The organism is Nonomuraea sp. NPDC052116 (assembly GCF_040680035.1).
GTDB classification, from domain to species: Bacteria; Actinomycetota; Actinomycetes; order Streptosporangiales; family Streptosporangiaceae; genus Nonomuraea; species Nonomuraea angiospora_A.
This window is the reverse complement of the sequence record NZ_JBFAWA010000017.1, coordinates 82,311-95,798: the sequence shown is the minus strand read 5'-3', so window position 1 is coordinate 95,798 and position 13,488 is coordinate 82,311. Positions and strand designations below refer to the sequence as shown.

Annotated in this window: 14 protein-coding genes; 11 read left to right on the top strand and 3 right to left on the bottom strand. The window is 67.3% G+C overall.

The window, feature by feature from the left end:
* Nucleotides 1–787 precede the first annotated feature (787 nt).
* Complete coding sequence (locus tag AB0L65_RS30290; RefSeq protein WP_364251863.1) at nt 788–1,789, top strand: serine/threonine-protein kinase; 1,002 nt, start codon at nt 788–790, stop codon at nt 1,787–1,789.
* 608 nt (nt 1,790–2,397) lie between these two features.
* On the opposite strand, the gene AB0L65_RS30285 is transcribed toward AB0L65_RS30290, so the two are convergent.
* Entirely contained in the window at nt 2,398–3,042 is a 645-nt protein-coding gene (locus tag AB0L65_RS30285; protein WP_364251860.1) for a hypothetical protein, read from the bottom strand.
* Nucleotides 3,043–3,138: 96 nt separating this feature from the next.
* Between AB0L65_RS30285 and AB0L65_RS30280 the strand changes: the two genes are divergently transcribed.
* Entirely contained in the window at nt 3,139–3,576 is a 438-nt protein-coding gene (locus tag AB0L65_RS30280) for a GntR family transcriptional regulator (RefSeq protein WP_364251857.1), read from the top strand.
* Between the two features lie 59 nt (nt 3,577–3,635).
* Here AB0L65_RS30280 and AB0L65_RS30275 read toward each other — a convergent pair whose 3' ends face one another.
* Together AB0L65_RS30275 and AB0L65_RS30270 are read right to left on the bottom strand one after the other, a co-directional pair.
* Nucleotides 3,636–4,340, bottom strand: coding sequence for an HAD family hydrolase (locus tag AB0L65_RS30275; RefSeq protein WP_364251854.1), 705 nt, complete (start codon nt 4,338–4,340; stop codon nt 3,636–3,638).
* Nucleotides 4,340–5,179 carry a GntR family transcriptional regulator gene (locus AB0L65_RS30270; protein ID WP_364251851.1) on the bottom strand — a complete coding sequence of 280 codons (840 nt, stop codon included), beginning with the start codon at nt 5,177–5,179 and terminating at the stop codon, nt 4,340–4,342. The genes AB0L65_RS30275 and AB0L65_RS30270 overlap by 1 nt, the downstream gene beginning before the upstream one ends.
* Before the next feature lie 544 nt (nt 5,180–5,723).
* Between AB0L65_RS30270 and AB0L65_RS30265 the strand changes: the two genes are divergently transcribed.
* From AB0L65_RS30265 to AB0L65_RS30225, 9 genes are all read left to right on the top strand, one after another.
* Nucleotides 5,724–5,990: a WhiB family transcriptional regulator gene (locus AB0L65_RS30265; protein ID WP_355192990.1), complete on the top strand. Its 267-nt coding sequence runs from the start codon at nt 5,724–5,726 to the stop codon at nt 5,988–5,990.
* Nucleotides 5,991–6,181: 191 nt separating this feature from the next.
* Nucleotides 6,182–7,117, top strand: a complete 936-nt coding sequence (locus tag AB0L65_RS30260; RefSeq protein WP_364251847.1) for a hypothetical protein — start codon at nt 6,182–6,184, stop codon at nt 7,115–7,117.
* Between the two features lie 13 nt (nt 7,118–7,130).
* On the top strand, nt 7,131–7,349 hold the full coding sequence (locus AB0L65_RS30255) for a hypothetical protein (protein WP_364251844.1): 219 nt from the start codon (nt 7,131–7,133) through the stop codon (nt 7,347–7,349).
* Nucleotides 7,346–9,583, top strand: a complete 2,238-nt coding sequence (locus AB0L65_RS30250; protein ID WP_364251841.1) for a cell division protein FtsK — start codon at nt 7,346–7,348, stop codon at nt 9,581–9,583. The genes AB0L65_RS30255 and AB0L65_RS30250 overlap by 4 nt, the downstream gene beginning before the upstream one ends.
* A 142-nt stretch (nt 9,584–9,725) precedes the next feature.
* The gene (locus tag AB0L65_RS30245; protein WP_364251838.1) at nt 9,726–9,977 is read left to right on the top strand and encodes a hypothetical protein; all 252 of its coding nucleotides are present in this window, start codon (nt 9,726–9,728) and stop codon (nt 9,975–9,977) included.
* Nucleotides 9,978–10,000: 23 nt separating this feature from the next.
* A complete protein-coding gene (locus tag AB0L65_RS30240; protein WP_364251835.1) occupies nt 10,001–10,885 on the top strand; it encodes a bifunctional DNA primase/polymerase in 885 nt (294 codons plus the stop codon).
* Nucleotides 10,882–12,030 carry an AAA family ATPase gene (locus AB0L65_RS30235; protein ID WP_364251832.1) on the top strand — a complete coding sequence of 383 codons (1,149 nt, stop codon included), beginning with the start codon at nt 10,882–10,884 and terminating at the stop codon, nt 12,028–12,030. Before AB0L65_RS30240 ends, AB0L65_RS30235 begins: the two co-directional genes overlap by 4 nt.
* Nucleotides 12,027–12,266, top strand: a complete 240-nt coding sequence (locus AB0L65_RS30230; protein WP_364251829.1) for a helix-turn-helix domain-containing protein — start codon at nt 12,027–12,029, stop codon at nt 12,264–12,266. Before AB0L65_RS30235 ends, AB0L65_RS30230 begins: the two co-directional genes overlap by 4 nt.
* A gap of 1 nt (nt 12,267) precedes the next feature.
* Nucleotides 12,268–13,482 carry a site-specific integrase gene (locus AB0L65_RS30225; RefSeq protein WP_364251826.1) on the top strand — a complete coding sequence of 405 codons (1,215 nt, stop codon included), beginning with the start codon at nt 12,268–12,270 and terminating at the stop codon, nt 13,480–13,482.
* The last annotated feature ends 6 nt before the right edge of the window (nt 13,483–13,488 follow it).

The window sequence follows — 13,488 nt, the reverse complement described above, 5'->3', positions numbered from 1 at the left end:
TACTCGCGCGGGCGCGCTAAAGAGAAGAGGTGTGACTCGTCTCTGGCGTTTCCGGTTGCCCAGGGCGGGCGGCTCGCGTAGGTGCTGGTCGGTGCAGTGGGCTCCCGCATGAGTGGGTGGATCTCGTGCGGGAGTTGCGGCTGGTTTGGTAGGTGACGCTCCCCGCGCACGCGGGGATGGTCCCTCGCCCACGGACCTGCGTTTGCAACTCGGTCTGTGCTCCCCGCGCACGCGGGGATGGACCGGCTTGGATCGCTTGCAGCTCCACCCTTTCGACACCGAGTGTTCAAGTCGGCCGTTCCTGCGTCAGAGCGATGTGAGCAAGTCAGGTGCCAACTTTTTGGACACTGCCGTTCGTACTAGGCGAGGTTGTCATTCAATAGAACCTTGGCGAGAGTACGCACTGCATGCTGTAACACCAGGGGGGTAACCGCCGGCGTTCGGGGTTCTGGGGCGCTGGCGTTGAGCGATGCGGTCCCTGCGGCGCCTAAGACAGCAGGAAACGTCTCGGGCAACGAGGCTGACTTCCCCTCGCTAGTAGGCGAGGACTTAGTGCGACTAACTCGTTTGCGCAACACCGACACTTCCCAGCATCGCTCGAATCTGTCGGTTGCACACAGGTGATCACCACCGTAGCTACTGTCGGCCACACCTATAGGCAATCCTGATCAGAGGTGTCTGGACAGTACTACTTCCTCGCCGGGGTTGAGCGGAGTCAGTACAGTGGCGGGGTTCAGGACGTGATCGAAAAGCAGCTCCTTCTGGGTGGGTTTGCATCAAGCAAGGGGTGACCGTGGCGCAGGGCACACGACCAGGCAAGCTGATCGGCGGCCGCTACCGGTTGGTCTCCGAGCTTGGATCAGGCGGATTCGGAAGGGTCTGGAAGGCTCATGACGAGACCCTGCGCGTCGACGTCGCCGTAAAGGAGTTATGGCTGCCCCCGGTGATGGCCGAGGACGAGAAGGCAGACCGGCTGGCCAGAGCCACGCGTGAGGCCCGCAATGCCGCCCGACTGCGCGACCACCCGAACATCGTCGGAGTACACGACGTCGTCGCCGAGAACGACCTCCCGTGGATCGTCATGCAGTTGATCGACGGCCGCTCGCTGCAGGATCATCTCGACGCGCACGGGCCGCTATCGGTTGAGGAGACGGCGAACGTCGCCGCCAAGCTGCTGCGAGCGCTCGGCGCGGCGCATGATGCCGAAATCGTGCATCGCGACGTCAAGCCGGCCAACGTTATGATCAGCAAGAGCGGGGAGGTTCTGCTCGCCGACTTCGGCATCGCGTTCCACCACGCGGACACTGCCCTGACCGTCACCGGGGCGGTCATTGGCTCGATGGAGTACATGGCCCCTGAGCGGGCACGCGGCACTGACGGGCTCGCGGCCAGTGACCTATTCTCGCTGGGGGTGACGCTGTATCAGGCCGTCGAGGGAGTTTCGCCGTTTCGTCGCGACACCCCCACCGGCTGCCTGACCGCAGTGCTGTTTGAGGAGGCCCCGCCGCCCATACGCGCGGGACGGCTCACGCCGCTGATCACGGGGTTGCTGGACAAGGACCCGGACAGGCGCCTGACCACCCAAGCGGCGCCGGCCTTGATCGACGCACCGAAGGCCCCCCCGGTCAAGGCCACTCGAATCGATCGTCTCGGGCCTGTCTCCGCCACTAAGGAAGCCGAGCCGACGCGACCACAAGCCGGGTTGGGGTTTGTGTGGGCCGCCGGTGCCATTTTGGTCTTCTTGATCTTGATCATGATTGTCTCGGCGAATTCTGGTGTCGGGAGGTAGAGTCCGCGCGCCGACCCTGGTGAGTGGTTTCCCTGCCACTCACCTGCCTTCTTAGACGAGGTCAGCGGCTTACCGTGAGACCCACATGATCACTACCCTCGGCTCAAGGGGAACTGGGTTGTGAAGGGTTACATGCAGGTCAGGACCACCGTTCGTCAAGTATCCCCTACGCGATGACCAGAACATCGACCGCGACTCGTGGCCTTGGCTACTGGGCACCGTCCTGGCTCAATGCGGTCCCGACGAGTGGTGGGTCGTCGAGGTGCCAGCGCTAAAGGGAGACTGGGACAGATAGGAAACCCCCGTGCAGCACTGCCCCCGGTGTTACAGCAGGTTTGGCGCCTAGCGCCAGGAGAAGGCGGGCGAAGCACCTTTCCCCTTAACAGAGTCCGGGATGTGGGACAGCAGGGACACCTCTAACGCGTGAATGTCCCTCGCTGGTAGTCGCGTTTGCGCTGGTCAGGGCTAGAACTGTGACGCCAGGGACAGTTGGGACGGTCATCGAGGTGGACCGTCCCTCATCCTGGCCTGCGTTCGCGCTGGTCACCGCAGGTTCAAGGATGGTGGGGACGGCAGGGACACTAACTGCCGGAGCCACGTGCGATCCCCTAAAGATCCACCGATTTCATGCCATGCAGCTCCAGCACCTGGGCGACGGCAAGCGTACGAGGGTGGTACCGGGGCGCGTCCCATGGAACGAAGACGTTGTGCGCGGTCGGGATCGGTTCACGGAAGATCCCCGGTCGATAGAGGTCAGCCAGCACACCAACGGTCTCGGCGACCCGCACGGTGTGCAGGGTGAAGTCCGCCCGGAGCATGGGGCATTGCTCCAGAGCCTTGGGGACACAGCTCCAGCACGTCGGCGGGGCGTTGGTCCGGCCGCTGTCCAGGCTGGTGCGCTCGAACACGGTCTTGGTCAGTAGCCAGGGGATCAGGCGCGACTCCGTGTCTACCGCTGGACCGCCGCATACCTGGCAGAGCAGCTTGTTCATGCACCGCCACTGTCGCCGCGTGTTGAGCTTCCTCATGCGCTCGGAACCGCGCAGGCGGGGCTTGTCCAGTAGGTCGCGCACCCTGGCGCGCAGGACGCCCGGCTCCCAGGACTTGGCGGCGGGAGGCTTGATCCAGTCGCCAGGGTGAGACGGCTGGTAGGCCAGGCGGAGTCGGCCCGCGTGGGGCTCGAAGGCGATCGGCGCTGTCACTAGTTCGTTGGCGAAGGCGATCGTGTACGGGATGGTCGTGTACCCGGTCATGGCTGAACTTCTCCGTGTGGAGTTGGTCACTGAGTGCTCATCATTACGCTATTACGTAATAGCCTAAAGGTGCAGGAGCGCTATAGCGCGAGAATCATGAGGACGGTGCAGGTTGATCCGAACTCATTCACGCCGCTCTATCGGCAGGTGGCCGACCTTCTGCGTGCCCAGATCGAGGGCGGCGCGCTACAGCCTGGAGACAAGCTCAAGAACGAAGACGCCCTGGCCGAGGAGTTCGGCACCGGCAAGGCCACCGTTCGCCAGGCTTTGCGGCTGCTGCGTGCCGAAGGGCTCATCGACACGGAGAACCGGCGGGGGAGCACCATACGGACGCCGCCAGAGCTCACGGTGGTGAGCCTGGAGAAGCCCGCGCGGATCACGGCCCGGATGCCGACTGTCGCGGAGCGCACAACCCTGGGCCTCCCCGAAGGGGAACCTGTACTGGTCGTCACCTACGCCGACGGCCGCACCGTGGTCCTTGCGCGGTCGGCGATCGATGCTGGTCCGGTCATGGACGATCACGTCGACGAATGAGGCCCTGAGATGCCTTGATGAGCTGACATCCAGCACAAGGGACCTCGCCAGGTGGGCTCTCATGCGCGCTCGGGCTTGGTCAGTGCATCCGCCAGCTCTTCAATGCTGGTCACGAGGAGATCGGCACCTGCATCGCCCAGACGGTCGAGCTTCCCCGGCCGGTTGGCGTAGCCGACGGCGACCACACCGGCCAGCTTGGACGCCTCGACGTCGGTCACCGAGTCCCCGACGAGCAAGGCGGACGACGGCTCCGCGTCGAGATGGCTGAGGGCCTGGTCGAGCAGGTAAGGGCTCGGCTTCATGAGCGAAGGGTCCGCCGCCGCTCGCGCCGAGACGTACTGCACCAGGCCGCCAAGTCCCTCGCGATCCAGAAAGGTCGTCACCGCGGCCACCGAGTTGTTACTGACGATGGCCACGGGCAGGCCCTTGTCGTGCGCCCGCTCCATCAGATCCACCGCGCCCGGAGTAAGGCGAGCCGTTCCGGCCGCCTTCACTTCCAGGTCCATGAGCACCCTCAGGGCAAGCTGATTCAGCTCGTCACCGAGGGAGGCACTGAGCCGGAACGCCTCCAGAGGGTCATCCGCAGCGCGAGCCTGCGCCGGGAGCTTCGCGCCGGCCTTCTCCAGCGTGGCACGGAGACTGGCTGCGACGGTCGGTGCCGGCAGTCCCGCGAAGATGTCGCAGACCGGCCCGTCGAAGTCGAGCAGGAGGCACCGCGCCTCCCCCATGACGGCCCGTACGGCGTCAGGGCCCGAGAGCGCCATCACGACACCTCGCGAGCGACGTTGTTCCACACCGCGTCGAACCACACGGAGGACTGCTGCACGTACTGGGCCGACGTGGAATCGGGACCGTCGCTCAGCGCGAAGTGGAACAGCTCGGTGTCCTTGCCCATCAGGTCGTACATCGCGACCGGCGCCCCGCCCAACGCCACGGTGTGCTCCGCCACGGCGTAGTAGCCGAAGAACGCCTCTTCCCCGTTGATCACGTACATCTTGAACCGGGGCGGTTCCCCGCTGATCCGAACGTCGGCGGACGCATGCGGCACCAGGCCGAGATCCCTCAGCTCGTGGACCGAGTCCACGATGGCCTGGGCATGCCGGGAGATGATCTTTTCGGCGCGCTGCCTGAACAGCGGTTCATCCTGCCCGTTGTCCACCCGGCAAGGGAGAGACCACGGCCGGCCAGTGTCCGGTAGGAGGAGCCGGATGGAGATGCGCTCCGGAGTCAGGCGGCCAGCTCGGATGTTGTCGAGCGCTTCCATCACCGCCCCGTGCAGCGTCTCGCCGGAGAACCCGGCGAAGTCGATGGAGACTTCCGGCCGTTTGAACGCTTCCTCGATGTGAGGTCGCAGGCCGACGGGGCGGGCGGTCTTCTCGCGGACGAACACGCCGCTTCCCTGCCGGGAAACGATCAGGCCCTCTTCCCGGAGCAGGCGGATGGCTTGCTGGATCGTCTGGCGCGCCACGCCGAAGGTCTTGGCGAGTTCCGGCCCGGAGGGGAGCTTCTCTCCCGGCGCGAACTTCCTAGTGAGGATGGCCGCTCTGAGCTGCGTCGCGACCTGCTGAAAGGGCGGACGAGGGTCGTCCGGATCGAGTCTCATGCCCCCGATCGTAGCGGCACCTGAACAACTTTGCTAGGCAAGTTAGGCATGACGCTTGACATGACTAGCCAGCCCATCCAACATGATGCTTGTACAACCTGCCTAGCCAACCTGGTCAGGTGGGGAGTATGGCGGGCGACTTGGTGCTCTACCTGGCCAAATCGCTCCATTGCACAGCCGGAAGACCTGGGAAGGCGCCGACATCGGCGCACGCCGACGGGCTGGAGCACTCGCGCATTTGAGAACTGAATCCGGGCTACCGCCTCCCACCGAAAAAGGCGGCCCACGCAGGGATATCTGCCCTGCTGCACATCCGCTGATCCATCAAGCACCGGGGCGGCCCTCATCCGCCAAGACACGAGCCGCCCCGGTTCCTCCTCAAGAGAGGTGTTCTCATCATGACCCACGACGTGCAGTTCATCTGCATCGTCTGCGAGGGAGTGGAGGAGTGCCTGTCCGGCGCTGAACCTCTCACCCCGCCTGTCTGTCCTACCTGCGCTCGGCTGACGCTCGCCGACCTCCTGAACGGTCTGGGGGTGCGGGCATGAATCGCTTCGCTGACCCGCTGGGCGCGGTGTTGGCCGCCGGTCCCGCATGCGGCCCGGACACCGCTGACCTGTTCACCGGCATCGACGAAGAGACCTTTGACGAGCGCCAGGAGCGCGAGCAGCGCGCCAAGGCCATCTGCCGCCGTTGCCCGGCGCTGGGGGAGTGCCTGACCTATTCGCTGGTGCTCGACCCGAGCGACGGCGTCTGGGCCGGGCTGAGCCCCGAGGACCGCAACGGCATCACCGCTGAGGCGGTGGCGTGATGGCCGGCCGCTTCCAGTGCTCCGACTGCACCCGCCGTTCCCAGAGTCCGTACGGCTGCCGCCACTGCGGCACCGCTGCTGCCCTTCAGGTGCAGCTCTGCCGTACCCACGGCCCGCGCACGCACGGCGGCTGCCTGGTCTGCCGCACTCTCGCCCGTTCCCAGTCCGGCCGCTGAAAGGAACGACCCGTCATGAGCACCATCGGCAGTCCCGACCCGTCCCACGAGCCGACTCCTGAGGAGATGGCCAGCGCGCTGGCCGATCTGGAAGCGCTCGCCAACCAGAGCTCGGTCACCGTCTCGCCGCCCCGGCCGCCGGCGACCGGTGAGACCAAGCGCGTGCGGAAGCTACGCGCCGAGGTGGCCGAAGCGCATCTGCTGGCCGACCTCCAGGACGACGACGCCCCGCTGTTGTTGGACACGCCCAAGGTGCGCAAGCGCCGCAAGGCCGCCCAGCAGGCCGCGCGGCTGCACGCCCTGGCTCAAGACCCTGAGATGCGCGCCTGGCAGGCCGCCCGGATGCGGCGCCTGCTGGTCACCGCCGCTCTCGTCTCGCTCACGCTCGCGCTGGCCTGGTCAACCGCGGGTGTGCAGCACTTCGCGGCGGACGGTGCCGCGCCCTGGTCCCCGGCCTGGATCTTCGCCTGGCTGGTCGAACCGTTCCTGTCCCTGGCCCTGCTGGTTGTGGTGGGCGCACGCGCCTATCTCGGCACGCGAGGCCAACCGCTCGACGACCCCAAGCTCGTACGGATCGAGTGGCTGTTCCTGGCGCTCACGCTCGCCATGAACGCCTGGCCGTACCTGCCGCTGGTGGCCGCCGACTTCTCGCTGTCCCGGCTCGTCCTGCACGTTCTGGGGCCGATCGTAGCGGTGGCGGTCGTCACCGCACTGCCCATCATCCTGGCCGCGTTCTCCGGCCTTGATCACGGCTCGTCCGGTACCCCTACCAGCCCTTCGTACAGGGTGAACGCCGCGACGCTCGACAAGCTGACCATCAAGGCTCGCCGCCTGATCAGTACCGGACAGCTCTCCGTCGACTCCGGGGCGGACAAGTTCCGCCGAGCCCTGGGGTGCGGGATGGACACCGCCCGAGCCGTCCGCGATGCCCTGCGCAACAACCCCATCTGAAAGGAGGAATCCCGTGCTGAACATCGCCGTCGTCGTCACGGCCATCTGCCTGGCCATCCCGGTGGCCACCTTCATCCGCATGTTGGTGACCGGCCCGCGCACACGGGCTCAGATCCACATGGCCTTCCAGACCCTTTCGACCAACACGCAGGGCGCGACCTCATCCGCCAAGACTCCGGTCGCGCCCCGCAACCCCGCCCCTAGCAACGGCCACGAGGTGCACTCATCATGACCCAGAACCCGCACGAACCGGAAAACCAGCCCAGCGACGCTCCGGTGACCGGTCTGAACGGCTTCCGCTTCGCGGACCTGCCTGACCCAAAGGCCGGCGACCCCGGCGGCCAGGTCGTGCCGCTGGACAGCCGCCGCAAGGTGCGCCCGTCCGACGACGACACCGAGCCTGCCGAGGAGGACGAGTTCTTCGATCGCGAGACCGTCGCGACCGAAGACAGGAGCCTTGGCGGCCCTGTAGACCCGCCGGACGACGACACCACGTACGTGCCCCGGAAGGTCCAGCGCCGGGCGCCCATCGTCCCTGCTGCGCTTCGTACCTGGCGAGGCATCCGCGCGATGCTCGCCTGGCAGGCCAGAGACGCCGGTTACGTGATCGGCTACCACGCCGTGCGCTCGCCCAAGTACGCGGTCAAGACGCTCTGGTACGCCGTCCCCGGCCTGTTCGGCACCTTGGGGCGCCTGCTGCACTGGGCCACGGCCGAAGAGGGGAACTGGGCGCTGCGCCAGTACGCCGCCGACCGGAACGACCCCGAGACCTGGCTGAAGCTCGACAAGCAGCGCCAGCGTCAGTCCCGGTGGCGCTGGTTCGTGCTCACCGGAGGCAGCATCGTGGCCGCTGTCGGGCTGCTCGTGTTCGCCCTGGCCGACCTGCCGACGTGGGTGCGGTGGGCGACCCTGGCCGCCATGCTGCCGGTGCTCGCACGGGCCGGTCGCCCGGCGGACGCGCCCATCACGGACCGCGTCTCCGAGGGACCGCGCTACCGCAAGCTCACTGCCGAGCTGGTCCGCCGCGCGCTGCTGCACTGCGGCATCTCCGGCATCAACCAGGCCGTGAGCAAGGACCCGAACGCCATCAGCTTCCCGACCGAGATCCACCGCGACGGCCCCGGCCACCTAGCGGTCATCGACCTGCCCTACGGGGTCGAAGCCGCCGATGTGGTGGCCCGGCGCGGTCGCCTGGCGTCCGCCATGCGCCTGCCGATGGACCAGGTCTGGCCCGAGCCCGGTGCCGGCCACCCCGGCCGCCTGGCGCTCTGGGTCGGCTACCAGCCCGCGTCCGAGATGAAGCAGCCAGCCTGGCCGCTGCTGCGAGACGGCAAGGTGGACGTCTTCAAGCCCTTCCCGTTCGCCACCACCCCGCGCATGGAGACCGTCAACGCCTCCCTGATGTTCCGCAACTGGCTCGTGGGCGGCCAGCCCGGCTCCGGCAAGACCTTCGCGCTGCGCCTGGCCGTGCTGGCTGCCGCCCTCGACCCGCGCGCCGAGCTGCGCATCTACGAACTCAAGGGCGTCGGGGACTTCAAGGTCCTGGAGCCGGTCTGCACCGAGTACGGCAACGGCTTCGACGACGAGACCAAGGCGCGCTGCGCTGGCATGATCCGCTGGCTGTACAAGGAGTGCGAGCGCCGGTCGAAGCGCATCGCACACTACGCCGCGCTGGGCAAGGCCCCGGAGAACAAGGTCACTCCTGAGCTGGCCAGCCTCAAGGGCTCGGGACTGCACCCGCTGATCGTCGCCATCGACGAGATCCAGGAACTGTTCCTCGACCCCAAGCACGGCAAGGAAGCCGGGGACGTCTGCGAGAAGGTCATCAAGCTCGGCCGCGCCCTGGGCGTGATCCTGCTGATCGGCACCCAGATCCCGGACAAGGACAGCCTGCCGACTGGCATCACCCGCAACGTCAACACCCGCTACTGCATGTCGGTGGCCGACCAGGTCGCCAACGACATGATCCTTGGCACCTCGATGTACAAGAACGGCTACCGCGCCACCGTCTTCCAGCCGGTCGTCGAGGCCGGATGGGGCATCCTGGCCGGCCTGGGCACCCCGGCCGCCCGCCGTTCGTACGAGGTGAACTCTGACGACGCTCAGAAGGTCGTCGCCCGCGCCGTCGCTCTCCGCACCGCCGCCGGGACGCTGCCCGAAGCCGACACCCAGACCCGCCAGGACGCGCCCACGTACGACCTGCTGGCTGACCTGGCGAAGGTCTGGCCCGCCGGGGAGAACGGCGCGTGGAACGAGACCCTGTGCGGCTACCTCAGCGAGCTGCGGCCCGACGTCTACAACGGGTGGGCCTCCGAACAGCTCACGACCGCGCTCAAGCCGCACGGCGTGACGGTCGCCTCCATCGGCCGCCGGATCGACGGCAAGCCCGTCACCCGGCGTGGCATCCGCTTCGACGATCTGGCCGACGTCATCGCGGAGCGTAACCGCCGGAACGGCTCCGGCTGACCGTCTGGAAGGTGCTAGCGCTAGCTGCTCACCCTGCTAGCGCTAGCACCTCCGCTAGCACCCAAAAACCTGGCCTGATCAGGCCGCTAGCGCGCTAGCGTCCCTGGTTGACGACACCCAGAAACCGGCCCTGGAGGCTGTCTTGGACCCCGTCGCCTTCCTCGCTATCACCACCGCGATCCTGGTTGCGTTCGTCACTTTCCGTTACTCCGTCGCCTGCTGGATCCACCCGTTCGGCACCTGCCGCAAGTGCCACGGCAAGCGCCATCTGCCCAACCGCATCGGCCGTGGCACTCATGAGTGCCGCCGCTGCCAGGGCACCGGCCTGCGGCTCCGCTGGGGCCGCCACGCCTACAACTTCGCCCGCCGCCTCTACACCGACGGCACCCGATGACCACCCACGAACAGGAGAGCGCCATGACCGCTGACCCGATCCGCTACGCCCTGGCCGCCGCCGCTCGTGGCTGGCACGTCTTCCCGCTCGCTCCGGGCGGGAAGGAGCCGTCCCGCGGCTTCACCCGCTGGGAAGAGCGCGCGACCGTACGGCCCGACATCATCCAGGCCACCTGGCGCAAGCCGTACAACGTCGGGGTGGCCTGCGGCCCTTCGGGACTCGTGGTCATCGACCTCGATCTGCCGAATTCCCGCCAAACGCCGCCGCCGGAATGGGATCGTCCCGGCATCCACGACGGTGCCGACGTGTTCGCGGCCCTGTGCGCCACGCAGGGGCAGGAACTGCCCCTGGAGACCTTCCAGGTGCAGACCCGGCGCGGCGGCCTGCATCTCTACTTCAGCGCCCCGGCCGATGTGCCTCTGGCCAACACCCAAGGCACGCTGGGCTGGCTGATCGACACGCGCGCAGTGGGCGGCTACGTCGTCGGACCCGGAAGCCGCGTTCACGCCAGTGACGGTCATGGCTCGTACGAGGTCCTTCACTCCTCGCCTGTCGCCCCGCTGCCTTCCTGGCTGGCAGAGCTGCTGCGACCCAAGCCACTGCCCGCACAGAAACCCGTCTCGATCACTCTGGCCGCCGACCGGCACGGCTCCTACCTACGCACAGCGATCACCGGCGAGTTGGAACGCGTGACCAGCTCCCCGCCGCATGGGCACAACACCGCGCTCTATCGCGCGTCCGTCGCGCTCGGACAGCTCGTGGCCGGCGGCGAGCTGCCCGAGGCCGACGTAACAGGCTGGCTGGCCAACGCCGCCCAGCAGGTCGGCCAGCCCTACGGCGCGGCCATGCGCACCATCGCCAGCGGACTTCGGGCGGGTGCGCGCCGCCCGCGAACGGTGGCCGCATGACGAGCGAACGCCCATCACATCTGCGCCTGGTCGCGGGTGATGCGGTCCACGTGCCCAGCGACCAAGCAGCCTCGCCGACGCCGTTCCGCACCTCGTGGACCGCTGACGAGCTGATGTCCGTGACCTTCCCGCCGACCAAGTGGGCCGTGCCCGGCGTCATCGCCGAAGGGCTCAACCTGCTCGCCGGTCCGCCCAAGGTCGGCAAGTCCTGGCTGTCACTCGCCACGGCCGTCGCAGTCGCCGGAGGAGGGAAGGCCCTGGAAGCCATAGAGGTAGAGCCCGGCCCGGTGCTGTACCTGGCGCTGGAGGACACGCCGCGCCGCCTTCAGTCCCGCATGGGCAAGATCTTGGGGGACAACCCCGCACCACGCGGCCTGACCTTGGCCACCGCGTGCGAGACCCTTCCAAGGGGCGGAGACCAGGCCATCGCCCGATGGCTGGAACGCAACCCCGGCGCGCGCATGGTCGTCATCGACGTGTTCGCCAAGATCCGGGGCACCACACCGCCCGGCCTGTCCGCCTACGACGCCGACTACACCGCCATGAGCCGCGCCAAGAACCTGGCCGACACCTACGGCGTGGCCGTCGTCTTGGTCCACCACGTCCGCAAGATGGGCTCTGACGACTTCCTGGAGCAGGTCTCCGGCACCAACGGCCTGGCCGGTGCCGCCGACGCCACCCTGGTACTCAAGCGCCAGCGCGGAACCGCCGACGGGGTACTGCATGTCACCGGCCGCGACGTCGAAGAGGCCGAGTACGCCATGGCCTTCCAGCCCGCCGCCGGGGTGTGGCACCTGCTGGACGGCCCGCCTGAGGATCACACGCTGGGAGAGACCCGCGCGACCATCGTCCGCTACGTCCGCGCGAACCCGAACAGCACGCCCAAGGCCATCGCCGACGGCACCGGCCTGTCCTACGAGAACGTCCGCAAGACCTGCCCGCGCATGGCCAGCGACGGACAGCTCTGCGTGGACGCCAGCAGCCGCTACCGGGTGCCAGGAACATCGGCCCAAGAAAGTGTCCCCGTCGTCCCTGGTGTCCCTGAACCTGCTCTGAGCAGCACGAACGCGGCCAGCCAGCAGGGACAGACGTCCCTGCCCACTGTCCCTGCTGTCCCTGTGCACGAGGAGGACACGCCGTCATGACCATCACCGTGCCGGACAGCGTCCGGCTCGACACGACCGACACCGTCACCCAGGAGGACATGCCCTTGCTGCTCACCGTCGAAGAGGCCGCGCACCGGCTCAGGATCGGGCGGACGCAGATGTACCAGCTCGTGAAGACCGGCGAAGTGGAGTCCGTCTGCATCGGCCGACTCCGCCGAGTCCCCATCGAATGCCTCGCCGCTTACGTGAGTGGCCTCCGCGAAGGGAGCCGCTGACATGGGACGCAGGCCCAACGGCGCATCGACCGTCTACCTCGGCGGCGACGGCAAGTGGCACGGCCGGGTGACAGTGGGCGTCAAGGACGACGGCACGCCCGACCGCCGGCACGTGAAGCGCAAGACACCAACCGAGGTCATCAAGGCCGTGCGTGAGCTGGAGCGTCAGCGGGACGGCGGGAACGTCCGCAAGGCCGGCCAGCGGTGGACGGTTGCGAAGTGGCTGACTCACTGGATCGAGAACGTCGCGGTCCCACCTGCCATCCGGGAAAACACGCACTCCGGCTACAAGGTCGATGTGGTGACGCACCTCATTCCTGGCATCGGCGCCCATCACCTCGACAAACTCACGCCCGAGCACCTGGAGAAGCTCTACGCCAAGATCCAGGCGTCCGGGAAATCTGCCGGTACGGCGCATCACGTGCACCGCACCATCCGTGCGGCGCTCAACGTAGCCGTACGTCGCCGCTACCTCTCCACCAACCCCGCGACCTTGGCGAAGGCTCCGACGCTGGCAGAGGAGGAGATAGAGCCATACGAGATCGATGAGGTGAAGCGCCTCATGAAGGCGGCCGACACCCTACCTCGCAATAGTGCCCGCTGGGCCGTCGCGCTGGCCCTCGGGCTACGCCAAGGCGAGGCGCTCGGATTGCAGTGGGCGGACGTAGACCTCGACAAGGGAACGCTACGAGTGCGGCGTGGCCGTCAACGTCCCCGATACGAGCACGGATGTGACGGCACCTGCGGACGCAAGCCGGGCTACTGCCCTAAGCGCCTGCAGGTGCGCGACTTGACAGCCGCGACCAAGTCCCGTGCAGGACGTCGAACTATCGGTCTCCCCGCACAACTCGTGGCCCTCTTGCGCAAGCACCGCGAGGAACAGCAAGCGGAGCTCGCTAAGGCGCGCCAGCTCTGGCAAGAGGGAGACTGGGTCTTCACCACCTCGACCGGGGCACCGGTCAGCCCGTACAGCGATTATCACGAGTGGAAAGCCCTGCTCGCCACCGCTGGGCTTAGAGACGGCCGTCTGCACGACGCGCGACACACCGCAGCGACAGTGCTCCTGATCCTGGGAGTCCCCGAGCGAACCGTGATGGCAATCATGGGCTGGTCAAGTTCGGGGATGGCGCATCGGTATCAGCATGTCACAGACGTCATCCGACAAACTGTGGCCCAGCAGGTTGACGGCCTGCTGTGGCACGAAGCCGAAAGCTAAGGCATT